Genomic DNA, 24,947 nt, shown 5'->3' on the forward strand with positions numbered 1-24,947 from the left:
TCTTTTTTCATATATCATTTAAATTATGGCATGCTACCATTTTGAACAACATCAACCCATTGCCCTTTTGTTCGCGCATAAACCGTATTATCATACATGGCTTCAACCACAATTCCAGGCAAATAGAACTTACCTAAATAACTAGAATTGAATTGCACTCTAAATGTTTTTGATTGATTTCTTCTGATATCAAAATATGTGTACAAACGGTCATCACGTTGATCTTGATAAGTATAGACACTTGAGTTCGCGTGCTGATAATCATCCATTCTGGTATTATGAATCTCCCAACCTGATGGAGCAATATGTGCTAAAATCATTTCTTTTAAGTCTCCCTTCAATCCTTGATTTCGAACCGTAATTTCCGCAATAAAGTCTTGTCCTTGTTGCATTTCTGAGACATTAATTGGAACATTTTTCATTGTGAAATAGTTGACACTGATATTTACATTGTTTGCAACAGCTTCTTCTTCCCCTTCAACAGGAACTCCTTTTGTTATTAATCTCAAATATAAAATTCCTTCACCTGAGTTTTTCACACTCACATTTTTAGAATTTCCAGCCAAATCAAAACTAACCATTGTAATTTTAGAATTACGGTTACCGGCTTGACCATTAATTTTATAGTCAAATTTTAAGTTTCGTTCCACTTTATTTGCTCCAATAAATTTACTTACTGCTAATAAAGAATAAGCTGTAGTCTGTGTACTCATCCACCGTTGTTGATTGAGTTGGTTGGCGATTCTTTTTGCCAAATCAGCCGCAACACCTTTCTTATCCATTAAAACTAAAGTTTCAAGAATCATAGCTTCATCACGGGTATTAGAACCATACGTATAAGACATCTCTCTGTATGTTGGAACTGTTGTCTCTTGATTCGATATAAGACTCATCGCTGCTTCTTTTTGTCCCGTTAATCTGTAGGCCGCAGCTAATCGCCATCTCGCAGGTAAACTTAAATCATCCCTTTCTCTAAGCCTATTCATCATTCCAGTTTCAGCTTTACCTGCCAAAGCCAACGTATATAATCGATATGCTTGGGTTAAATCATTATAATTGGCACCGTCTAAACTTTCATTCGCTCGATTCCAATTTCTTGCTTGTGCACGTTGAAACTTAATCCAATTCGATTTTAAATTTGAAGGAACGGCATATCCCTTCTTTTCAGCTTCAATTATAAAGTGTCCTGCATAATTAGTTCCCCAATCAGAATCATAGCTCCCTCCAGGCCAATATGAAAATCCTCCGTTAACTGTTTGAAACAATTTAAAGCGTTGAATTGCAGCATTTACATTCGTTTGAATTTCGGCTTTTCTCTTTTTATCCAACTCCATTAAGTCTGCTAAAAACAATTGAGGAAAAACAGCTGATGTTGTTTGTTCAATACAACCATGAGGATAATCAATCAAATAATCTAACCTTCTACCTAAATCTAAAGGCGGGAAATTAGAGATTTCTAAATAAGCTTGATTCGTTCCGGTCAATCCAAAATATGCCACATCTTGATTAAAACTCTCGCCTGCCTGTAAAATCTTTTCAACTGTAGTGGTTTGAATTGGGTTTGGAGAACGCACATCTATTTCAAAATCGTATCTCGCTTTATGCTCTCCACTTGTCGCATAGATGGTAACTTTTCCAATACCAGTCTTTTTAGCAACTGTCAAGTCGAAATTTACAAGTTTATCACCAATTTTACTGAATTTAACAGACTTCACCTTGCCTCCATCAATATTAAAAAAGTCGTTCGTCTCTACAACAACTTTTACATTCTTCACCTCTTTCTCCATGGCAAAGACATTTACAGGCAAAGTCACTTTTTCAGTTGGACCGACAACCCTAGGCAAAGTTCCAAGCACCATTAGTGGATTTCGAACAGCTACAGACTTTTCAGCTGATCCATAAGCACCATCTTGTTCAGCAATAACCATCACACGAACGGCACCTACATAATTCGGTATATCAATTTTATGTGACATCGCTTTACCTTTAGACTCAAAAGGTCCGATAAACTTCACCATTGGTTTAAAACGATTCGCTTTTACAGCTTTTTTCCCAAAACCATCAGCATCACCACCAATCGCTAGTAATTGGTCCATTTTATCAGCATATGCACCCATTACATAATCATACATATCCCATGTTTTCACACCTAATGCTTCTCTTGCATAAAAATGTTTCCATGGGTTTGGTGTTTTAAAATTGGTCAAATCTAGAAGACCTTCATCAACAATAGCTAAAGTATAAGTCATCTTTTTATTCGACTTCTCCCCTACCTTAATTTGCGCAGTAGACTCGGGACGTAATACATCCTTCATTGTAATTGTCGGCTGCAAATGTGTTGCAGGATCTTCAACACCTATTGGAATTACGCCATACAACCTAATTGGCAGATCATTAACCTGATTCTCATGTGGTTGAATTAAAGTCGCATGAATGAAAACATTTGGATCCATTTGATCAGTTGCTTCAAAACTAAATTTAGTTTCACCTTTTTCTGTATCAATCCAAAACTTATCTATGATTTTTGTTCCACTTTCTAAACAAATTAAAACCCGACCAGCTGCAGGAGAAGGAATAGACATATTTACTGTTTCCCCTTTGACATAAGTCTCCTTATCTGTAGAAAACGTCAACATCGTAGCATTTTCAGCATTCCTTCTATTCGCTCTTGCCGTATATGGCCAATCCATATAAACGACTTTACCAGTTGTATGTCCAGAATTTCTGTCTTTCGCTAAAATTAAATAGCGTCCATATTCAGGTTGATTAATTTGGAAATTATAAGTTCCTTTTCCATTTTTTGTTCTGATTGTTTTAGTCTGCACTGGCGTTGTACTTGAGCGTGCTATATAACTTGATAAATTATTATCGTACGAATCCCACCACCATCTCCAAGACAATTTGTACACTTTGATATCTAATTCCGAATCTTTTAAATTACCATTTTCATCAACAGTTACAAAGTCAATTTCATGTCGTTGATCTGTTACAAGCCCACCACCATATAAACCTCCTTCAGGAACATTAATACCGACATAGTTTTTAAACGGTGAGAAAGTAACGATACTCCTATCAATACTGAATTCACCACCATTTTCAAAAACCTTGGTTGTAAAATATGCTTTTAACATACCGGGAGCATCTTTATTTAAATAAATGCCGTGGTCGAATTTCACTTTACCTTCTTGGTTCAATTTCCCTTCGAATATGGTTTTATCATCAGATGTGAATGACTCAATAGGATTATCAAATATAAAGCTCTTGAACTTCTTAAATTTTGTAGTTGTTGATGTTAAATGGACATCAACTTTCGTTTTTAGAGCATTGGCAACAGCACCATGCAACCAATTCACTTCCATTTCAACATGTCTATTATCGGTTTGTCCCAATAAATCTCCCGCGAAACCTAAATTTATTTTCAATCTGTTCGGTTTTACCGCTTCTACTTTTAATGTTTTATAAAATTTTCTATTACCAACTGATATTTTCGCACGATAATTACCCGTTATATCATTCTCATTAGTTGCTGTTCTAAAATCATATAATCCATTCAGTCCATAGGTGACAACACGTTTCTCAACCACAATTCCTTTCGGATTTATCAATTCGAATTTGACCGGATGATTCGCAGGAATAACATCCGCGTTATCCTCAATAATAAATGAAACATATAAACTATCTCCTGGTCGCCAAACACCTCGTTCAGTATAAATGAAACCTTTAACACCATGCTGAACAGATGCTCCAGACACATCAAACTTACTTAAGGAAAGGCTCTCGCCATCGTTTAATTTTAAATATCCTTTTTGATCATTCAATGATGCGACTAAAACGAAAGGCTTATTCGTTAGATCAGCAACTGCCATTCCGTCCTTATCAGTTACAACCTCTCCGAGAAGCTGTTGTTGAAAATCGTAAAACTTTACAGATGCACCAGCCATTGGTGCTACAGTATTCAAATCTGTAAGAAATACGTGCATTTTTTTATCAGCCCCCGCCTTTGCTATAATACCAATATCCGAAACTAAAATATTTCGCTCTATTTTTTTACTGCGGTAATAATAATCTGAGCAAGGATTTTGATAATCACCAGAATTGTAGCTATAGTCGTAATCATAATAGTCATAATCGTAATAATAATCCGACGAGTACCAATTGTCTTCATTCCATTCACGATCGTCGTGTGTGAATTGGAAACTTGTTAGATTCTCCTCACCTTTCTCATTTTCATCCACACATTCGTACAATGAATATTCCTTTTTCGCAGAAAGTTCTACTCTATAAATTGCACCTAAATCAAGTTCAATATATTTACTTAAGTCAATCGAAAAATTGTTCCATTTATGCAAATCAATAAGATCATCTGGATCCAAATCTACCCGTTCATTAAAAACTTCTTGGGCCACTCTTCTTAACTGATAGGTACCATCATAGCTGTTAACTTGAAGGAATTGGATCACATTGTCTTCAAATATTTTAGTCACCGAGACATCTACAGCTTTAAGATTAATGGCTTCAAATGGGAAATGTACCTTACTCTCTTTTGGAACGATGTTACCTTCACCATATAATTTAATTTCAGGTTTTATATCTTCAAAATAAACATTCGTTTTACTGAGTATTTCTAATTTCTTCCCTTTCTTATTTCTGATCCCTTTTTCAATGATTAAGCGATCTTTTCCTACTATTCTGCTTGTTGGATACAATAAAATTCTTTGACTTTCAGCGACAACCTTTACGTCGTGGTCTTGTAAATAAGCTAAACCATCAAGGAATTGATCAGCGTCTAAAGGGTCTGAAAAATGAACAATCACATATTGTGTTGGAGAATGTTTAACTTCCACATCCATCACTACAAACTCTTTATTATTCGGTATTTTTATTGTCTTACTTGACTTCTTCTTCACACCTATAGATTCACCATTCCATTTTAAATGTAAATCAGTACGTTCATTTTTTCTAAGTATATTTTTAACAGTAAAGTTATACTTGAATTTACTTTCTTTTTGAAAAGTGATTTCAAGTTCCTCTCCATCGTGCACAGCTGTTAGTATTTTTGCAACACCATTAGAATCTACAGGTGCTGAAAACGTAAGTTGACCATGAAGATTTTGTCGTTTAAAATCATTCTCATCCGAACTTTCAAACTGAATAATTGAAAGGTTAAAAGACTTTTTGACTGTTGAAAAATTAAAAACAAATTCATCTAACCCGTTTTCCACAGCAATAAATTCATCCAATTTAACAGTTACTTTATAACGTGTTCCTGCCGTAAGAAGATCTGTTGGAACAAACTCTAATGTCCTTTTATCCTTGAGACTTACGATTCCATCCACTTCAGGATATATTTCAAAAATATCTTCAAGATCTATTTCAGCCATTTTTTCAGGATTCAAATCCTCTAAAAATTGAACACGTATAGGCGCATCTAAATTAATAACACCTCCTGTAAATGCAGAAATATATCGTGAAAACTCAGGGTTAATAGTTACGCTTTCAGCTTGGTCAGTATTTTTTGATCCCGAACAGCTATAAAGTAATAAAAGTAGAATTGATAATATTGAAATAACGCGCATAGATGTTTAGTTTAGATGTCTATGCTAAAGTAATGGATTTGAATTGATATAAAAATTTAGATAATTATTAAAGAAGTAAAAAATTATTATTTGCCCGAAAAAACAAATTATTCGTTAACCGTCATACGATTCGATTCCATCTTCGGTAATAACATAGGTTTTCCTCAAACCTGCCTTACGTGAAAATATAACATCAAATTCAATATTTTGATCGACCTTCATTTTAAGTTGCGCAAAATGTAAATACTCTTCCGAATCGAGGTTTTTATGACAATTGGGACAAATAAATTCTACAACCTCCCCGTTTACAAATTCGTATTCAGGTACATGGTCATAACTATAATTACCAAATGTTGTAGACATATGAATCATCCCCCTATCTCCATTCTCACGAAGAGTAGCTAGACTAATAATCCCATTTTTACTTACACTTGTATTACAATAAGGGCACAAGAATTTGAATTTTTTAATATCCATAAGTTCGAAATATTACACTTTAAGGTACGATATATTTTGGGTTTTTCCTTTAATTTAGATCAACAAGCGCTTTAATTTAACAAAATTTTACACCAAAAGACTTTTATTCGTTGTTAAATTATAATCTCACTTTCGCGAACTTCACTCATATACTTACCACCTGGATATTTGTCTGTATAGTCAAAATTCAACCAAATAAAGCCTTTACTGTCTTGGTAATAATAAACAGATTTATTTAAGGACTCTTCAATAAAAAATATGTTTTTAATCAAATAAACAACTGTCTCTAAATCCTTTTCATCTCCAAATTTTACTTCCGGATACATATGCCCGACTTGTCTATCATTCTGATCAACTAACGTCCTAACAAGTTTTACTTCTCCCCCAATCGCTTTTATGCAAGCGGCCATCATAATAGAATAATCATCACAATCCCCTTTAAATAATTGGTCATCGGACAATTGACCTATCGTTTCAGTAGCCTTGGCGTAATAATCGTCTTCTATAGGGTCATAAACATAATTCCATTTGCCATAGATTTCTTTGAAGACACTAAAGAACTGGACCCATTTGCGATTTGTCGATAAATGATATTGATCACTGAAATGTTTAATAGCTATACTGGCTGCATAATTCCGCACAACAGGCTCTTTAAAATCAATAGCTTCTCTCAGCATCTGTTCTTTGCTGAATTTTACATTTTTATTCTCGAATTTCTGCCCTAGTGAATGACCACCAATCGTATAAAGTAAATTAGAATAATCATGGTATAAATTCTGTAAAGTATATATACCTGAAAAATTAGTCACCGTTAATACAAGAAGACCTCCTATCATAATGAAATAGAACAGAAACCTAAAAATTTTAACCAAATAATAAATGGTGAAGAAAATAGCCAAAAACAAGATGATATGATCCAGTCTCAATTGATAATCCCCCAAATTTATTTCAAGCATCGGAAAGTACTTGTACAATAAAATAAAAACGGGCATGGATAAGATTGCTGCTATTCCTCCTAATAGAAAAACAGAGTAAGATTTATTTGATGAAGAAGTTTCATGATTTTCCACAGTTCAAAAATAACGAAAGGAAATGAGTAAAATTATAGAGTCGATCATTTAATATTGAATGTGAAAAGAAATAAATTCATTGTCTCATTTTAATTATCTTAGCAACTTAACATGAATTTAAATTAGAAAAATGAATAATATTACAGTAATTGGAGCAGGTACAATGGGTAATGGTATTGCTCATACTTTTGCACAATATGGTTATAAAGTCAATTTAGTTGACATTTCACAAGATTCCTTAGATAAAGGAATGGCTACGATAAAAAAAAATCTTGATCGATTATTGGCTAAGGAAAAAATCACAAACGAGAAGTTAACTGAAACATTAAACAATATTACATGTTTCACAGATCTTAAAGCAGGTGTTGAAAATGCAGAATTAGTAGTTGAAGCGGCAACAGAAAATATTGATTTAAAGTTAAAAATATTTGCGGACATGGATAAGTATACGAATGCTAATTGTATTCTTGCGACCAATACTTCATCTATTTCAATAACAAAAATAGCTGCGGTTACTGAAAATCCAGACAAAGTAATTGGTATGCACTTTATGAATCCAGTTCCAATTATGAAATTGGTTGAAATTATTCGTGGATACTCAACTTCAGATGCTGTATGTTCTGAGATAATGGACGTATCAAAATCGTTGAACAAGGTTCCTGTAGAAGTGAACGACTATCCGGGATTTGTTGCGAATAGAATTTTAATGCCTATGATCAACGAAGCTATTATTACTTTAAATGAAGGTGTAGCTGGTGTTGAAGAAATTGATACAGTAATGAAATTAGGTATGGCTCATCCAATGGGACCATTACAATTAGCTGATTTCATTGGTTTAGATGTTTGTCTTGCAATTATGAATGTATTAAAAGATGGTTTAGGCAATGATAAATATGCACCATGTCCGCTATTGGTGAACATGGTTACTGCAGGTAAATTAGGTGTTAAATCTGGCGAAGGTTTCTACAGTTGGGGACACGGAAGTAAAGACTTAATTGTTGCGGATAATTTTAAGAAATAAAAGATTAATCAAATCCATAAAAAAGCCGTTTGAATTGTCAAACGGCTTTTTTTATATTCTTAATCCTAGGAAACATACATCATCTGTTTGATCCTTGTCACCTTTCCATTTTTGATGTTGTTGCTTAATTATTATTGCTTGTTCGTCAATTGGCTTATTAGCAATTTCAACCATTAATTCCCGCATTAATTTAGAGGTGAATTTTTTATACTTAGGACCTCCAAATTGATCAGGATAACCGTCAGAAGTCATATATATCATATCTCCTTTTTGAATCTCTATAACGGAATTGGTATACCCTGTAAACTCTTCTACTTCCACTGTTATTCCAACAGAATTCCCTTTAGTAATATGTAATTCATTATCTCGAACGAGGTAAAGCGAATTATTTGCACCGGCAAATTCAACTCGATTTTTATCAAAATCTATATTGCAAAGTGCGAGATCCATTCCATCGTACAATTCGGACTTGTCTTCACTTGTTTGCCCAAATGACAATGACAATCCCGCCTGTAAAAAGTTCATTATTTCTGCCGGCTCAGTATACCCTTTTTCATGGACAGCTTGATCCAATAAATTTTTACCGATAATACTCATCATAGCTCCTGGTACACCGTGTCCAGTACAATCAACTACCGCCATTAATACTTTATTGCCTATTCTTTCAATCCAATAAAAATCCCCACTAACAATATCTTTAGGTTCAAAAAACACAAAAGACTCTGGAAGGAGTTGTGAAACAAAATTCTTAGATGGCAAAATACCCTTTTGAAGTCGTTTAGCATAAGCGATACTTGCCATGATATCCTTATTCTTTTGCGCTAACTCTACCGTTCTCTGTGCTACCTTCAATTCTAATGTACGATAAAGGTTAGCATTACTTAATACAGTACCTATATAAGAAGCGAGCGTTTTAATGATATCAGAATGATAAGGTTGATATGCATTTGATATACTACTTTGAATGGTAATATACCCCATCACACTCTGCTCAACAATTAGAGGGTAGTATAATTGCGAAACAAAGGATTTTCTTTTCAATTGAACATCCGCGTTTAAATAATCACTTCTCTCAGATTCAAAATTACTTATTCGAATTTCCTTTTTATTTTCAATACACCAACTTTCTAAGTTTAAGTTTTCATTAAACTCAACAGCATCTAATTCTTGTATTTGACCGTTAATAATTTCCTGAACATCTATTTGTCCATCTTCAGATTGTAATTGACCAATTCCAAATAAATCAGCAGGCATTAATTTGGAGATCTTCTCAAATACTTGAACAAAAATCTCGTCGATACTTAGGGTAGAAGCTATCAATTGCCCAATCTCACTAAGTAACCGCGTATTATAATAATTGATTTCTAATTCTTCCTTTTGTAGTCTTACTTCCTTAGTTCTAGTCTGAATTTTGTCTTCCATTGTTTCATAAAGACTTACATTTTCGAGCGCAATGGCTACAAAACTTGCTAAACTTCGAACTAAACTCACTTGATATTCGTCATAAGCATGCGGCTTAAAACTTTGAACTGTTATTACACCAATAATTTTATCCTTCAATAGTAAAGGTAGATAAATAATAGAGGTTGAAGTACTATTCGGTATAGGATAATCTGATTTTATAGAAGGTACATAAGCTTTATACTCTTGATAAAAATCTCCAATAATAATTTCTTTTTGATCAATAAATGAAACAATTGCTAGCCTATCTTTGGCTTTTTTCAGATCGAAACTGAAGTCATCAATTTTCTGCCCACTTTCAATTGCATTCGGAAAAAACAATTCGGTATTGTTATTAATTGGCACCCCAATTCCAAAGACATTGGCATCCATTAACTGGTTAATATTATCGTATAATTTATTAATAATTTCAACCAGGGAACGTGTCGCTGTGATTTGCATCCCGATTTCCCCTAGTAATTTTGCGTTTCGATAAGTTCTTTTCAAAGCCTCCTCGGCATCTCTTTTCGCTGAAATATCTCTAGCAATTACTCTAAAACCAACAGCTTTTCCTGTTGCATCTATTTTTAAATGTGCTGCTTGGCCCACCCAAAAATCTTCACCATCCTTTGAAACTATCGGAAATTCAAAATAAGTTGATTCTACTAAATCTTTTAGCTGATTCTCGTAAAAATGTTTTACTGTTTTCTTATAATCTCTACGAACAACATCTTGGTAATTCATTTGACTCAACGCGACCTTTTCATAACCGGTTTTAGCAGTTAATACATCATTTGCGAATACAAAATACCCTGTTTCGTTCGTTTCATATATTAAATCAGAAGAACCTTCGACTAAACTTGTGTATAAATTCTCTAATTTTTTTATTTCTGTAATATCTGTTGCGACTGCAATTGTTTTTTCAATTTGACCTTTAGCATCAACTACAGGGTTTACATTTAAGGACAACCAAAAATGTTCATTATTCAGTCTATTGATGTGTTCAATCTCAATTATAAAAGCTTCATTTTTCAAAAATAAGTTTCTGAGTTTAATTTTATCCTCATCACCTACTAATCCATTTTCGAAGAAAGTAACGATATTTTTACCCTTAGCTTTAGAAAGCCCAACACCTAATACCGTTTCAAAACCTTCATTAATCCAAATAATTGAATGATCTTTATCGAAAATAACAATTGAGTTGGTTGTATTATTCGCAACTAACGATAATTCTTCAATTTCCTCTTCTATCTTCTTCTTCTCAGTGATATCCTGAGATATCAATACATATCGTGTAATCTCTTCCTTATCATTTTTGATAGGCGTATAATGCACCCTTGCAACAAATGAATTCCCATCTTTTTTATAATGTTCAATTACACCATCATAGCTAAACTTAGCGTCGAATACGGTATTTTCAATTTCTTTCCTTGTATTTTCATCTGATAAAGTTCCATAGATAATGTCATTAACAGATTTTCCAATCAATTCGAATTTTATATAGCCGTACTTTCTTTCAAAAGCTGCATTCACCCATGTAATTCTATTCGAGCTATCTGCTATCAGCACCATTTGTTCAATATTCGCCGCAACAATTGATAATTTTTCTAATTCTATCTTTTGATCTTCTAATTCTCTATTGATTGTGTTCTTATAACGCAGTCTTGCATACAATAAAATTAAAATTAAAACCGTTGCACATAAAGCGACAATTGCCAATCGAATTAGTAAAGCATCGTTGGCAATTTCAAGTTCTTTAGTACGTAATTCAATTTTAGTTTGTTCTATTTCCTTTTCACTCAAGATGTTTTTATATTCATTCTCAAAGGCTAAAGTTTGAGCACTATATTGTGCCTGACTTAAGGAATCACGCAGCGCAAAATAAATTTTAGTTTGATCCAATTCCTCACTAAAATTATTTAAAGCATCATAAGCTTTTATTAAAACCTTATAATTTTCCAATTGTGCTAGGTTAAAACCTCCGGACTTTGAAATCTCTATCCCTTTTAAACAATAATCAACTGCCACTTCATAATCTTCAGAAGCCATGCTTAGCCTAGTCATATGATAATAAGCTGCTACTAAAAATATTTTATTTTCCTGGAATTTAGCCTTTTCAATTGCAGACTGTAAATATATTTTTGCTCTCGTATATTTTTCTGTAAACAAATAATAACGTGCTGCTGAAATCAATTCTATAATAGGCAATTCATCTCGTCCCTTATCTCGAACATTTTTAAGAATATGAATAATATAGTCTTCCCCTTTTGCGAGCAGGTCCACCTCAAAATATACATTTGCCATGAAAGCATATATTTCCGAAAGATCTTGAATTTCAGCATTATTTAAAAGAGCGTTCAATGTTTTATCAAGCTCTTTTTCTATTCCTTTTCTTTCTCCAAGATTATAATTAACGAGAATATTTTTAAGTCGAAGTTTAACGCTCTTAAAATCATCTTTAAGATAGGTAGCAATTGAATTGGCCTTAATATAATAAGTCCTTGCCTTTAAAAAGTTAACGTCATAAATAACAGCAATATCACCTAAAATTTCGTAGCCATGCATGATACCAACATAATACTTTGCTTCCTCGGCAACTTCCAAGGCCAGTTTACCATATTCTTCAGCACGTTTACAATTGGTATTTAGATAGGTTTGAGCTAATTCGTAAAGGACATCAGATTTCTTTTCTGAGTTTTGAATACTGGAAAGTTCTAGAACAAGTGAATCGATGATTGCATCGTTCTTCTCAGCAAAAACAAGCAGAGGCGAAATCAATAGGGTTAAAAACCCCAACTGCTTAACAAGCATATTGATAATCAGTCGTATAAATCGATTTAGATACAAATCACACTTATTCACGGGCGTTAATATAGTTATAATCTATCACATGACTATAAATTAATAAAAGAAGGCTAAAAAATATGTATATAAACAAAAAAAGTCCCACCAAACGGCAGGACTTTAATCTTAATTTTAATAAAGAATAAAATTATTCAGCAACTACTTCAAATTGGAATTCTTTAATAACTTCTTTGTGTAAATTTGCAATTGCATTATAGATACCAACTTCTTTAATTGGCTCTTCAACAATTTTAAGTGATTTACGATCGATTTCAACACCTGAAGCTTTTAAAGCATCAGATAAACCAATTGTATTCACAGATCCAAAAATCTTTCCACTCTCACCTACTTTTGCTGCAATTTTTACAATTAAACCTTCTAGTTTACTTGCAACAGCTTCACATTCTTCTTTGATTTTTGACTCTTTATGAGACTTTTGACGCATTACTTCAGTATGCGCTTTCATAGCAGATTCAGTTCCTAAAACTGCGTAACCTTGAGGGATTAAGAAATTTCTTCCATAACCATTCTTTACAGTAACAACTTCGTCTTTATATCCTAATTTATCTACGTTCTTCTTTAATATAATATCCATAACAGAGGAATTTAATGTTTAACTATTAATCTTATTTCATTAAATCAGCAACATAAGGTAAAATAGCTATGTGTCTAGCTCTTTTTACTGCTTTGTTTACTTTTTTCTGAAATTTTTGAGAAGTGCCAGTTACTCTTCTCGGCAAGATTTTCCCTTGCTCATTAATAAATTTGATTAAGAAATCTGGATTTTTGTAATCAATGTATTTAATTCCGCTTTTCTTAAATCTACAATATTTCTCCTTTTTAATTTCAATATTAATCGGAGTAAGATATCTAATTTCTGATTGTGCCATTCTTTTACCTATTTATTATTAAACACTGATTAAGCTTTAGCAGCTTTTCTCGTTTTTTCAGCAAATGCTACATGATCTTTTTCCATTTTGATGGTTAAAAATCTCATAATTCGCTCGTCACGTTTAAACGCAACCTCCAATTTCTGGATTAAATCTCCTGCGCTTTCAAATTCAACTAAATTGTAAAAGCCATTCGATTTTTTCTGAATTTGATAAGCCATCTTTTTGAGACCCCAAAATTCATTATGTTTAATAACACCACCATTATCGGTGATAAAATCTTCATACACTTTTACTGCTTCCTTTGCCTGCTCTTCAGACAAAACGGGAGTTAAAATGAAAACAGTTTCGTACCTATTCATATGATTATAATTTTAATTAGGGCGCAAAGATACAGTTATATTCCGAAATACAAAGTTATATTCGATAGAAATAGTTGAGAAAATGGAGAAACCAATTATCAATCTTAATTTTTGAATGAATTTCTTAGCAATGTTAATAAAATAGATTCGAATTTCGCAGCCTGCAGCCCTCGAAATAAATATATTTGTATCAATTATAATAATTATGAGTGATTTCGTTGTTTCAGCAAGAAAATATAGACCGCAAACTTTTCAATCAGTAGTTGGACAATCGTCCATTACTACAACTTTGAAAAATGCGATTAAAAATGATCATTTAGCGCAAGCATTTCTTTTTTTCGGGTCAAGAGGAGTTGGTAAGACTACCACTGCTCGAATTCTAGCTAAGACAATTAACTGTTTTAACTTGGGTGAAGATATTGAACCATGTAATAATTGCGAGTCATGTACTTCTTTTAACGAAGGACATTCCTTCAATATTCTTGAATTAGATGCAGCCTCAAACAATTCGGTTGATGATATTCGGAACTTAATTGACCAGGTTAGGATAGCGCCACAGATTGGAAAGTATAAGATCTTTATAATAGATGAGGTTCACATGCTCTCTTCTGCTGCTTTTAATGCATTCTTAAAAACGTTAGAAGAACCACCTAAACACGCTATTTTCATTCTGGCGACGACAGAAAAGCATAAAATTTTACCAACCATATTATCACGTTGTCAAATTTTTGATTTTCATCGAATTCAAATCATTGACATCGTCTCACATTTGCAACATATCGCAACGCAAGAAAAAATTACCGCTGACGAAAAAGCGTTGCATGTGATCGCTCAAAAAGCAGATGGTGCTTTAAGAGATGCTTTATCAATTTTCGATCAAGTCGTTTCTTTTAGTAATGATAATGTTACTTACGAATCTGTATTAGAAAATTTAAATGTTCTTGATTACGACTATTATTTTAAAATAGTTGAGGCCGCACTAGCCGGAAACATACCTGAGAACTTACTAACATATAACGAAATTTTATCGAAAGGATTTGATGGAAGTCAATTCTTATTGGGCTTAGCTGAACACTTAAGAAATGTTTTAGTTTGTAAAGATGTCTCTACAATTGGCTTGCTTGAAGTGCCCCAGGAGATAAAAGAACTTTACAAAGCTCAATCAGAAAAAGTTGATCAATCATTTATATTACTTGCCTTAGATATATTGCGTGATACGGATGTTAATTATAGAGCGAGTAAAAATAAACGACTGACAGTTGAAGTTTGCTTAATGAAAATCACATCAATCGTTAATGCTTTGCAGAAACAAGCATGATAATTGATATTCAAAATATTGAAATTCTACCTTTTGATGGCCAAGGCCAAAGTAGTGCAGCTGCGCCATCAACTGAAGCTAAACTGAATACCAAAGCCGCTAACCCTATTAAAACTAAATTACAGGCTGAAAGAAAACAAGTCTCACGCCCTACAGGGAAATTAACGACTACAAATCTTGGTATTAACAGCACCCTTAATCCAAAAGTGAACACAGAGGATCAAGCAATTCAAGATCAGCTAAGTCAACAAAAAGAACCTTTTACATTTGAAGATCTAGAACGGGTTTGGAAAAACTATTGTTTAAAAATTAAAAGGGAACGAAAAGACAGTCTATATTCGACTCTGACAAGTTCACCAATGACAATGTCTTCAGACTACGTTATTAATCTTGATATTTCAAACACTGTACAAGGTGCCGAACTTGAGAGAGATAAAATAGACATTCTTGGTTTTATTAGAAAAGAGCTTAAGAATGGCTCAGTGACATTGACTTATAAACAAATTGAGCAGGAAAGAATGCAGGTCTTTGATACAAAAGCCAATTTTGATAAATTGGCGAACGAAAACCCATCATTAGACAAGTTTAGAAAATTATTCAATTTGGATATAGAAATGTAACCAACAACAATTCATTACAATAATTATAGGTATTACGAATAGAGATGGATCTTTTCAATAAGATTCATGACTTGTCATTCCAAACCAAAAAAAATGCCCTGAAGCTTTAACTTCAGGGCATTTTTCATATACTCTAAATGAGTTTAATATTGAATCTTATCTTCTTTGTGCAGCAAGTTGATCATTTGCTGAAGCACTTAATGCAGATTTTTCAACACGTAATTTTGAACCTTCAGAAGAAATTAATACTGTTGTATCTGAAATTTCCAAAACTTTACCATGAATTCCACCGATAGTAACCACTTGATCACCTTGTGAAAGCGATTCTCTAAAGTTTTTCGCTTCTTTCGTTCTTTTCATTTGGGGTCTAATCATGAAAAAGTAAAATACAATTCCAATTAACCCGAACATAATTAAACTCTGGTAAGGCGAACCTTGTGCTGCTTCTTGCAATAATATAACTGATTTGTTCATGTTTTTTATTTTCTTTTATTTGATTAATTAAATTACTCTACTACCGTTCCAACTAACTGAACGGCAGTTGTTGAAACAGGTGCCGTATTCGCTTCTATTCTAATACTCTTTTGGGCTTTCCCTACTCTATCATTGGTATTAAAAACTACGCTTATTTCTCCGCCTTCTCCTGGTGCAATTGGATGTTTAGGCCAACTTTCGGGAACAGTACAACCACATGATCCATTTACATTTACTAAAATTAATTGCTCGTCACCAGTATTTGTGAATTTGAAAGTATGTTTAACCATTTCTCCTTCCTTTACTTCTCCAAAATTAAATACTTCTTCGTCGTATTCAATAGTTGTTGGTGAATCCAAAAATTTGGCATATTCAGTTCTTCTAGCTTCATCATTAGCTCCTTCATTTGAAGTACAAGCTGTAATCGTTAAAGCAATACCTGCTATTAAAATTAGTTTTTTCATTTTATTTAATTTATTAGTCCACGTCCTGTTTTCTTCAACTCTCCTCTTTCCTCAAGTAATTCAATCGCTTTATCTAAAATACCATTAATAAATACTTGACTTTTAGGAGTACTGTAAAACTTAGAAATCTCTATATATTCGTTCAATGTTACCTTTTTAGGAATTGAAGACAATACTTTTAATTCAGTAATAGCCATTTTTAATAGAATAATATCCATTTTAGCTATCCTATCCAATTCCCAATTTTGAGTAAGTTCATCAATCAGTTTTGAATTTTCTTCATCATACTTTCCCGTCTTACGTAACAATTCTAGAATAAAATCAATTTCATCTGCTTTATCCTTGTGTAATCTTAAGATTTGATCTTTTTCATCAGACTCTTCAGTTACTAACTTAATAGATTTCACAACCATTGAACACATTAGATCAATATCGTCTAACCAAAAAATACTTTGATCTTCATAATAATCGTGTAGCAATTCAAAATTAGCTATTTCACTCTTAAATAAATCAACTACGAATTTTTTGTCCGTTTCAAAGTCTGTGGATTCAAGCGCCATATATTCGAGATAAATGTCTGATTCAATTATTTTTAGAAATAATTTTTTCATCAAATCATTTTCAACCACACCTGTCCAATCAATCTTCAATTCTTCAGAAGCTCGTTTAAGGTCATTATTCAATTTAAAATGTTGAATAATAGGATTGTTTACAAATCTCAAATTTGGACTTAGATCTTCTTTTGTAGCACGTACTTTATTCTGTCTGTCCTCTATTCTTTGTTGAGCAAATCCTTGCACTTCTTCAAAAGTCAATAAAAAACTTAAATAAAGTTCATACATCCTTTCAACCGATCGCAACAATTGCTTTTCAGAAGTTCTTAAATCCGCATCTTCCGTTTGAAAAAATGCGTATAAAATTTGCAATACTTTTATTCTTAAATGTCGTCTGTTTAACATTATATTACATTGGTAGTTTTACTGTTCCTATTGACTTAATTCTTTCCTCTGCCATTGCATTTGCAATTTTGTAAGTAGGAACATTGTCTTCAATTGATCTATTAATAATATTCAAAGATGTATTATAAATTTCTTCAGCTTTGGTCATTGCCCATTCAGCTGTTAAACCTTTTACTTCAGCATAACAATTTATAACTCCACCAGCATTTAGCATAAAGTCAGGTACGTATATAATTCCTTTCTCTTTCACTATTTCGCCATGGATATTCTCATCCTGCAATTGGTTATTCGCAGCACCAGCAATAATTGAGCAGTTTAATCTTTCTAAAGTCGCATCATTTACCGTTGCTCCTAATGCACATGGAGCATAAATATCCATATCTACATCATAAATTTCTTCCAATCCGACAACTTTAGCACCATATTTAGCACTTACATTTTGAAGTGTAGCTTCGTGGATATCTGTAATAAAGATCTCAGCACCTTCGCGTGCCAAATGAGAAACTAGGTATTCTCCAACATGTCCAACACCTTGAACAGCCACTTTCTTATTCGTTAATGAATCACTTCCGAATTGAGCTTTAGCTGCAGCTTTCATCCCCATGTAAACACCATAAGCCGTTACTGGAGAAGGATCACCGCTCTTACCAGGTAAACCAACAACATGATCTGTTTCCATGTTTACCCAAGTCATATCTTGTGGAGAAATACCTACATCTTCAGCTGTAATGTATTTACCACCCAGACTTTCAACAAATTTCCCGAATCGTCTGAATAACGCTTCACTCTTATGTTTTCTTGAGTCGCCAATAATTACCGCTTTACCCCCACCTAAGTTCAATCCAGAAATTGCGTTTTTATACGTCATTCCTCTTGACAATCTTAGAACATCATTTAAAGCTTCCACTTCGTTGTTGTATTGCCACATTCGAGTTCCTCCAAGTGCAGGTCCTAGAACAGTATTATGTACCGCGATAATCGCTTTAAGACCAGTAGCGTTATCATTACAAAACAACAACTGTTCATGGTTGTATTTTGACATTCTTTCAATAATTGGATTTGCTTCCAAGTCTATTTCATTGATATCTTTTACTTCAAACATATTTATAGAAGGTTAAAATATTTTAGTTTATTCTGAATCTTAATACTAACTTTGCACGTGATTTTTGCGCTACAAAAGTACTAATTTTTACATGTCTTCTTTATTCTATTTAAATAAATATTTGGTCCGCTATAAATGGCGTCTCATCCTTGGGGTAATTTTCATCATTATCTCCAACATTTTCTCAGTTGAAATGCCTGTAATTGTGCGGGTAACAATCAACGAAATTTTTGCTCAAGTTGAAAGTGGTGAAACAGACACTTTTTCAAATTTACTAAAACTTGGACTTAAGGCCGGTGGATTATACATGTTATTCTCCTTATTAAAGGGATTCTTTCTATTTCTTACACGTCAAACGATCATTGTCATGTCACGTTATATTGAATTCGATTTAAAGAATGAAATCTATACCCACTACCAAAAGTTAAGCTTTAAATTCTACAAAAAGAATTCTACAGGGGATTTAATGAATAGAATTAGTGAGGATGTCAGTCGTGTTAGAATGTACTTAGGACCTGGCATAATGTATACTATAAATCTGTTTTTCCTATTTGCTTTGGTTTTATACCAAATGCTAAAAACGAATACAACGTTAACAGTTTATGTATTAATGCCATTGCCAATCATGTCGGTATTGATTTATTATGTCAGTCGAATTTTGAATAAGAAAAGTGAAAAAGTTCAACGTCAACAATCTTTATTAACGACTATTGTTCAAGAGTCTTTTTCTGGAATTAGAGTCATTAAGGCACATATTAAAGAGAATTCGGTTGAAGGGAAATTCAATAAAGCCGCGAATGATTACAAGGACAATAATATGTCTTTGGCAACTACCAATGCTTTTTTTATGCCAACCATTACCCTATTAATAGGTGTAAGTACAATTCTTACAATATACGTTGGAGGAATTCAAGCCTATCACGGAGAAATAGATCCTGGTGAAATCGCCGAATTTGTGATCTATGTTAATATGTTGACATGGCCTTTTGCGTCTGTTGGTTGGGTTACTTCAATTGTTCAACACGCAGCAGCGTCACAAACAAGAATTAATGAATTTTTAGAGAATGACCCTGAAATCATCACAGATATTGGTCGTGATATTGAATTCGAAGAAAGTATCACTTTTAACGATGTGAATTTGACTTTCGAAAATACAGGACATCATGCATTGAAAAATTTGTCTTTTACAATAAATAAAGGTGAAACGGTTGGTGTTATCGGACGAACGGGATCTGGAAAATCATCATTAGCATATTTATTAATGCGATTATTGGATCCAAATAGCGGTGAAATATTAATTGATAACATTCCACTTACGGATATAAAATTAGACAGTTGGCGTAAAATTATAGGCTATGTACCTCAAGAACATTTTTTATTCTCTGACACTATTAAAAATAACATCAATTTTGGAGTGAATAGTACTCAAGTGAATGAAGAAACCATGCGATCAGCTGCAAATAATGCAGGTATTTTAGAAACTATAGAAAAATTCCCCGCAGGTTTTGACACCATTTTAGGAGAAAGAGGAATTAACTTATCCGGTGGTCAAAAACAGAGGCTTTCAATAGCTCGAGCGTTGATAAAGAAACCAAGTTTATTAATTCTTGATGATTGTTTATCGGCCGTAGACAATGAAACAGAGGAATATATTTTAGATGCCATTAAAAATGATTTAGCCAATAATACAGCTGTTATTATAAGTCACAGAATTTCTAGTTTAAAATATGCTGATAAAATTTTAGTATTTGATGATGGTGTAATTATAGAATCTGGCACACACGACTCTTTACTGGATTTGAAAGGTGCATATTACGACATATATAAACGACAAGAAATTCAAGCTGATAATTTGAACGAAAATTAGCAGGAATGAAGAAAAAGTGGCCGCTGAAAGAAGAATCGTTTTTTGGTATTGGGCTTTATCAACCTAAAACGCATCATAATGTAGGAACATTATGGCGGAGTGCTTATATTTTAGGAGCCAAATTCATTTTTATTATAGACGGCAAGTATAACCATCAAAGTTCAGACTCTCAAAAGACTTGGTCTAAAATCCCCTTCTATAAATATGATGATTTCGACCAGTTTTACAAGACTTTACCTTACTCAACACAACTTGTTGGTGTAGAAATGAGTGATAATTCTACAGCAATCACTAACTTTGCACATCCTGCCAGAGGAGCGTACTTGTTAGGAGCCGAAGATAATGGCTTACCGAAACATGTAATTAATCGTTGTCATCATCTAGTACAGTTACCAGGTGAATCATCATTAAACGTCGCTGTAAGTGGTAGTTTAATAATGTATGACCGAATTTTAAAATGGGAAAAACAATGAATGAAGAGAAGGTAGTTGATACTGATGCTCAGGAAGAAAAACTGAATCGAAAGATTAAGAAAACAGTTTGGAACGCCATCAATGAATTTGATATGATTCAAGATGGAGATAAATTAATGGTATGTGTATCTGGCGGAAAAGACAGTTATACGATGTTAGATATTTTGATGCAAATTCAAAAAGCATCTGTTTTTAATTTTGAAATCATTGCTGTAAATTTAGACCAGAAACAACCAGGATTTCCGGAAGAAGTTTTACCTGCATATTTATCTAAAGTTGGTGCTAATTTTGAAATCGTTGAACGCGATACATATAGCATCGTCAAAGAAATGGTGCCTGAAGGTAAAACAACTTGTAGTTTGTGCTCTAGATTGAGAAGAGGAACTTTATACGAAGCAGCCGAACGTTTAGGTTGTAATAAAATTTGTTTAGGACATCATAGAGATGATATTTTGGAAACATTTTTCTTAAACTTATTCTTTGCTGGTAAGATTGAAACAATGCCGGCAAAATATATTACGAATGATGAACGATTTGTTGTAATGCGTCCGTTGGCTTATGTTAAGGAAGCACAAATAATTGAATATGCAGCAATGCGTGACTACCCTATTATTCCTTGTAACTTATGTGGAGCACAAGAAAATTTACAACGACAAGTTGTGAAAAAGATGTTACAATCATGGGATGAAAAATATGCCAATAGGTCTGAAATTATGTTCACAGCCCTTAAGAATATAACACCAAGTCATATGTTTGATGCTGACTTATACGACTTTCAAAACTTGAAAACCAAAGTAATGGGAGAAGTTAAAGAAGGAATGGAATTCGAAATGCTTTAATACTTCACGCGCTTTTTTGCGGAGAAATAATTTTCTACTATTTTAATCATGTAATTTGTCCTTGATACGATAATGTCTTGTCAGAAATTATCTCTTCGCCTACAATTTGCCATAAATATACGCCTGCTTCAGCGACTTTTCCATTATAATAGTCATCCCAACCAACATTCAAATTATGTGATTCGAAAAGTAACTCACCCCATCTAGTAAAATTAAAGAATGTATAATCATACACATCTACCCCCACTCATATATGGTTTCAATGCTGCATTACAGACCTTTGACTATTAAAAACGGGATTGGATAGATTGTAAGTACAAACCATACCGGCGATTGTCTCTTAAAAACTACCATTTAGTATGGTTTAGGCATTTTTGTTTATATGAAAAAAACAAAATGATTAAACAAATATTGAGGATTCTTTTCATAAGCCGCCTAAAACTATATTCTAAACGCAAATGAAAAGGTGAAGTTCCCAAAAAAATTATAGCCAAATTTTAATTACCCGTCTAGCTCTGAACGAATTCTTTGACTCAGCTGTCTATTATAAGTTTCTTTCAGCCAATTTAAATAACTGTCAGTCGCTTTAGTGATACATTTAGTATAATGCTTCAAACGTCTTTCAATGTCGTCTTGTAAAGCTTCTTGTAGAATCAGTCCATCATAAACATCTTCAGAATTTTCTATCACGACTTCAAAATGGTTATCTAACGATATATCTACAGCTTCTTTACCTTTTTTACCCGTCTCAATGCAAGTATTATAGACTTTCTTCATTGAGAAATCTTCAAGTAATTGAGGCGTTTTTAATTTATTTTTTAAATTCATTGGAAGCTCATATGCCGCCTCAAACTGAATATCGTCTTCTTCGCTAAGTCTAGCTTCCAAAAATCTATCCGGATAATTAAAAGCATCTTGCCAATCAATATATTCTTGCCAATAACCGAAACGTCGAACATTATTCCCTAAATCAATAACTTGGAATAAACTTTTATTCTCTAATTTTCGAGATCCACGACCTATCATTTGATGATATAAAGTCAGTGATCGTGTTGCTCTATTTAGAATAATCGTTTCTACTGTAGGTTCATCAAAACCTGTCGTTAAGATTCCTACTGACGTTAATATAGATCCTGGTGTCTCTTTAAACCATTTTAGGATATCTTTCCGTTCGGCATCGCCGAAAGTACTATCCAAATGACGAACTTTATAATTCTGCTTTTTAAACAGTTCATAAACAGCTCTTGATGATTCAATTCCACTATTAAATATTAATGTTTTTCTATTGACAGCAACCTCTTCATATGCAAAGAGCAACTTTTCTTGCATAAAATAATTACTGTAGACTTTATCACTAGAGCTGACAGTAAAATCACCATTCACCCCTATTTTAAGTCCATGTAAATTAACATCATAGGTATAAGTATCGGCATTAGATAAGTAACCATTATCAATTAAAGACTTGATGCTCTCTCCAACAATTAATTTATCGTAATTGTCTTTTAAAGGTAAAGTTTTATTCGAACTTAACGGTGTTGCTGTAACACCAAGTATATTTATATCCTGAAAATATTGGAAAATCTTACGGAATGAATTATTGTGTGCTTCATCGACAATTACAAGACCAATGTTTTTTACAAAATCACTATCTTCTTGTAAACGATTGTTCAAAGTTTCAACCATTGCTGTAAACGAATTAAAATCCGCTTGGTCATCAAGGTTTTTAACAAGGCTATTTACTACCTTATTTTTAATACCTAAAGCAACCAATTGCTTTGAAGTTTGGACACATAATTCGATTCTGTGTGTTAAAATTAGAACTTTCCTTCCCGTCCTTTTAATATATTCATTCGCGATATTTGAAAATATCACAGTTTTTCCACCACCAGTTGGAAGTTGGAATAATAGATTAAAATTTTCTCCTTCCGTCTGTAATTCCTTTATAATCTGTTCTACGACTCGTTTTTGGAATGGGTAAAGTTCTTTTTTCTTGAAGAGAGAATGGTCAATCATAATGATACATCGTATTTTTTGAGCGGTGCAAAAATACCATCTTTTAATTGAAATAAAAAGTTAATCGTAATCTATTCTCAAATCATTTTAAAATTTAGCATTTAAACATTCATCGAAAACAATTGCTGAAATAAATTCCAAACCTATTATCTTTGACAAAAATTAAGAAATTAAAACAATAATATGAGTGATATAGAAAAAGTAAAGTGTTTAATCATTGGATCTGGTCCTGCTGGATATACTGCGGCAATTTATGCTGCTAGAGCGAATATGAAACCTGTTTTATATCAAGGATTACAACCTGGTGGACAATTAACAACTACAAATGATGTTGAAAATTTCCCTGGATACCCTGACGGCATCACTGGTCCTGAAATGATGATTCAATTAATGAATCAAGCAAAACGCTTTGATACTGACGTAAGAGATGGTTGGGTTTCAAAAGTTGACTTTAGTGGTCCTGTTCATAAAGTATGGGTTGATGAGAAAAAAGAAATTCATGCTGATACAATTATTATTTCGACAGGAGCTTCTGCAAGATACTTAGGTTTACCTTCTGAACAAAAATATTTAGCTTTAGGTGGAGGTGTTTCTGCATGTGCTGTTTGTGATGGCTTTTTCTACAGAGAACAAGAAGTTGTGATTGTAGGAGCTGGTGATTCTGCTTGTGAAGAAGCCGGTTATTTAGCGAATATTTGTAAAAAAGTAACCATGTTGGTTCGTAAAAACGAATTCCGTGCTTCTGTAATTATGGAAGAAAGAGTGAAATCAATTGAAAATATTGAGATCAAATTCAATACAGAAATTGACGAAGTATTAGGAGATGGCGCTGTTGTTACTGGTGTAAGAACAATCAATAATAAAACAAAAGAAACAGAGGAAATAGCTGCAACAGGTGTTTTCATTGCAATTGGACACATTCCAAACACGCAAATATTTAAAGACTATTTAGAATTAGATGCTACTGGTTATATCATTAACCAACCTGGTTCATCAAAAACGAATGTTGAAGGTGTATTTGTTTCAGGAGATGCTGCTGATCATGTTTACCGTCAAGCAATTACTGCTGCTGGTACTGGTTGTATGGCTGCTTTGGATGCTGAAAGATATTTAGCAGCAAAAGGTCACTAGAGAACTA

20 protein-coding genes are annotated in these 24,947 nt (G+C 33.1%); 7 read left to right on the plus strand and 13 right to left on the minus strand.

Features of this window, described 5'->3' with window-relative positions:
* Positions 1 to 23: 23 nt before the first annotated feature.
* The 3 genes from T367_RS22305 to T367_RS0112690 form a co-directional block, all read right to left on the minus strand.
* Positions 24 to 5,576, minus strand: coding sequence for an MG2 domain-containing protein (locus tag T367_RS22305; protein ID WP_035843741.1), 5,553 nt, complete (start codon positions 5,574 to 5,576; stop codon positions 24 to 26).
* 114 nt (positions 5,577 to 5,690) lie between these two features.
* A complete protein-coding gene (locus T367_RS0112685; protein WP_027420187.1) occupies positions 5,691 to 6,053 on the minus strand; it encodes a hypothetical protein in 363 nt (120 codons plus the stop codon).
* 113 nt (positions 6,054 to 6,166) lie between these two features.
* Complete coding sequence (locus T367_RS0112690; RefSeq protein WP_027420188.1) at positions 6,167 to 7,123, minus strand: transglutaminase domain-containing protein; 957 nt, start codon at positions 7,121 to 7,123, stop codon at positions 6,167 to 6,169.
* A 130-nt stretch (positions 7,124 to 7,253) separates the two neighbouring features.
* Here T367_RS0112690 and T367_RS0112695 point away from each other — a divergent pair, with 130 nt between their 5' ends.
* Positions 7,254 to 8,144: a 3-hydroxyacyl-CoA dehydrogenase family protein gene (locus tag T367_RS0112695; protein ID WP_027420189.1), complete on the plus strand. Its 891-nt coding sequence runs from the start codon at positions 7,254 to 7,256 to the stop codon at positions 8,142 to 8,144.
* Between the two features lie 51 nt (positions 8,145 to 8,195).
* On the opposite strand, the gene T367_RS0112700 is transcribed toward T367_RS0112695, so the two are convergent.
* From T367_RS0112700 to rpsF, 4 genes are all read right to left on the minus strand, one after another.
* Entirely contained in the window at positions 8,196 to 12,395 is a 4,200-nt protein-coding gene (locus T367_RS0112700; protein ID WP_027420190.1) for a PAS domain S-box protein, read from the minus strand.
* A 181-nt stretch (positions 12,396 to 12,576) separates the two neighbouring features.
* Positions 12,577 to 13,023: a 50S ribosomal protein L9 gene (gene rplI / locus T367_RS0112705; RefSeq protein WP_027420191.1), complete on the minus strand. Its 447-nt coding sequence runs from the start codon at positions 13,021 to 13,023 to the stop codon at positions 12,577 to 12,579.
* Between the two features lie 31 nt (positions 13,024 to 13,054).
* A complete protein-coding gene (gene rpsR, locus T367_RS0112710; protein ID WP_027420192.1) occupies positions 13,055 to 13,318 on the minus strand; it encodes a 30S ribosomal protein S18 in 264 nt (87 codons plus the stop codon).
* Between the two features lie 29 nt (positions 13,319 to 13,347).
* Positions 13,348 to 13,680, minus strand: coding sequence for a 30S ribosomal protein S6 (gene rpsF / locus T367_RS0112715; RefSeq protein WP_027420193.1), 333 nt, complete (start codon positions 13,678 to 13,680; stop codon positions 13,348 to 13,350).
* 205 nt (positions 13,681 to 13,885) lie between these two features.
* Here rpsF and dnaX point away from each other — a divergent pair, with 205 nt between their 5' ends.
* Entirely contained in the window at positions 13,886 to 14,998 is a 1,113-nt protein-coding gene (dnaX, locus tag T367_RS0112720) for a DNA polymerase III subunit gamma/tau (protein ID WP_027420194.1), read from the plus strand.
* Positions 14,995 to 15,618: a hypothetical protein gene (locus T367_RS0112725; RefSeq protein WP_027420195.1), complete on the plus strand. Its 624-nt coding sequence runs from the start codon at positions 14,995 to 14,997 to the stop codon at positions 15,616 to 15,618. Before dnaX ends, T367_RS0112725 begins: the two co-directional genes overlap by 4 nt.
* A gap of 156 nt (positions 15,619 to 15,774) precedes the next feature.
* On the opposite strand, the gene yajC is transcribed toward T367_RS0112725, so the two are convergent.
* From yajC to T367_RS0112745, 4 genes are read right to left on the minus strand one after another with little or no spacing between them, the layout of a single operon-like run.
* On the minus strand, positions 15,775 to 16,092 hold the full coding sequence (yajC, locus tag T367_RS0112730; RefSeq protein WP_027420196.1) for a preprotein translocase subunit YajC: 318 nt from the start codon (positions 16,090 to 16,092) through the stop codon (positions 15,775 to 15,777).
* 32 nt (positions 16,093 to 16,124) lie between these two features.
* On the minus strand, positions 16,125 to 16,556 hold the full coding sequence (locus tag T367_RS0112735; RefSeq protein ID WP_027420197.1) for a DUF1573 domain-containing protein: 432 nt from the start codon (positions 16,554 to 16,556) through the stop codon (positions 16,125 to 16,127).
* Between the two features lie 5 nt (positions 16,557 to 16,561).
* Entirely contained in the window at positions 16,562 to 17,482 is a 921-nt protein-coding gene (locus tag T367_RS0112740; protein WP_027420198.1) for a transcription antitermination protein NusB, read from the minus strand.
* A gap of 37 nt (positions 17,483 to 17,519) precedes the next feature.
* Positions 17,520 to 18,617 (minus strand): Glu/Leu/Phe/Val dehydrogenase dimerization domain-containing protein, encoded by a 1,098-nt coding sequence (locus tag T367_RS0112745; RefSeq protein WP_027420199.1) that lies wholly within the window; start codon positions 18,615 to 18,617, stop codon positions 17,520 to 17,522.
* A gap of 91 nt (positions 18,618 to 18,708) precedes the next feature.
* Here T367_RS0112745 and T367_RS0112750 point away from each other — a divergent pair, with 91 nt between their 5' ends.
* The 3 genes from T367_RS0112750 to ttcA are packed head-to-tail and all read left to right on the plus strand — an operon-like array spanning position 18,709 to position 21,796.
* Positions 18,709 to 20,484 carry an ABC transporter ATP-binding protein gene (locus tag T367_RS0112750; protein WP_027420200.1) on the plus strand — a complete coding sequence of 592 codons (1,776 nt, stop codon included), beginning with the start codon at positions 18,709 to 18,711 and terminating at the stop codon, positions 20,482 to 20,484.
* Between the two features lie 5 nt (positions 20,485 to 20,489).
* Positions 20,490 to 20,957 carry an RNA methyltransferase gene (locus T367_RS0112755; protein ID WP_035843767.1) on the plus strand — a complete coding sequence of 156 codons (468 nt, stop codon included), beginning with the start codon at positions 20,490 to 20,492 and terminating at the stop codon, positions 20,955 to 20,957.
* On the plus strand, positions 20,942 to 21,796 hold the full coding sequence (gene ttcA / locus T367_RS0112760; protein ID WP_027420202.1) for a tRNA 2-thiocytidine(32) synthetase TtcA: 855 nt from the start codon (positions 20,942 to 20,944) through the stop codon (positions 21,794 to 21,796). The genes T367_RS0112755 and ttcA overlap by 16 nt, the downstream gene beginning before the upstream one ends.
* A 46-nt stretch (positions 21,797 to 21,842) precedes the next feature.
* Here ttcA and T367_RS0112765 read toward each other — a convergent pair whose 3' ends face one another.
* Both T367_RS0112765 and T367_RS0112770 read right to left on the minus strand, forming a co-directional pair.
* Positions 21,843 to 22,043, minus strand: a complete 201-nt coding sequence (locus T367_RS0112765) for a gliding motility-associated C-terminal domain-containing protein (protein WP_027420203.1) — start codon at positions 22,041 to 22,043, stop codon at positions 21,843 to 21,845.
* 254 nt (positions 22,044 to 22,297) lie between these two features.
* A complete protein-coding gene (locus T367_RS0112770; protein WP_027420204.1) occupies positions 22,298 to 23,809 on the minus strand; it encodes a DEAD/DEAH box helicase in 1,512 nt (503 codons plus the stop codon).
* 183 nt (positions 23,810 to 23,992) lie between these two features.
* On the opposite strand from T367_RS0112770, the gene trxB reads away from it, so the two are divergent.
* Positions 23,993 to 24,940: a thioredoxin-disulfide reductase gene (gene trxB / locus T367_RS0112775; RefSeq protein WP_027420205.1), complete on the plus strand. Its 948-nt coding sequence runs from the start codon at positions 23,993 to 23,995 to the stop codon at positions 24,938 to 24,940.
* Positions 24,941 to 24,947 lie beyond the last annotated feature (7 nt).

It is taken from the genome of Crocinitomix catalasitica ATCC 23190, from assembly GCF_000621625.1.
GTDB lineage: Bacteria > Bacteroidota > Bacteroidia > Flavobacteriales_D > Crocinitomicaceae > Crocinitomix > Crocinitomix catalasitica.